Here is a 570-nt window from a genome sequence, read left to right on the forward strand (position 1 = left end):
CGGTTTGCCCTGGGCATCGGTCAAGGTCGCGGTGTAAGTGATGGTGCCGTTTTCGTCCACGCTCGGGGTCGCGGTCAGGGTCACCGTTGTGGTGTCAATCGAGTCAGTGATGGTGGTCACAGCCGGCGTGGTGTTCGGCACCAAGTTCTCGAAGTTGCCGCCGGTGGTACTGGTGATGGTGGTGCTGACGGTGCTGCCGTTGTTATAGACGTCGTTGGCCGCAGTCGGGACGTTCACGCTGCCGCTGGTCTGGCCCGCGTCGATGGTAATGACCGAGCCATTGCTCAAGGTCACGGTCATCGGTGTGCCGGCCGGATTGCTCAGGGTCGCCGTGTAGGTGATCTGGCCGCCTTCGGTGATGTTGCCGGTGGCGGTCAGGGTCAGCCCTGTGTTGTCCACGGAGTCGGTGATGGTGGTCACGGCTGGTGTGGTGTTCGGCACCAGGCTCTCGAAGTTGCCGCCGGTGGTGCCGGTGATGGTGGTGCTGACGGTACTGCCGTTGTTATAGATGTCGTTGGCCGCAGTCGGGACGTTCACGCTGCCGCTGGTCTGGCCCGCGTCGATGGTAAT

1 protein-coding gene is annotated in these 570 nt (G+C 62.8%); it reads right to left on the reverse strand.

The features are described from left to right. Positions 1 to 570, reverse strand: a 570-nt coding sequence (locus AC1RS8_RS28025; protein WP_493164250.1) for an immunoglobulin-like domain-containing protein, incomplete at both ends; no start/stop codon positions are given.

This window comes from Pseudomonas sp. GW821-FHT12A04 (assembly GCF_058807755.1).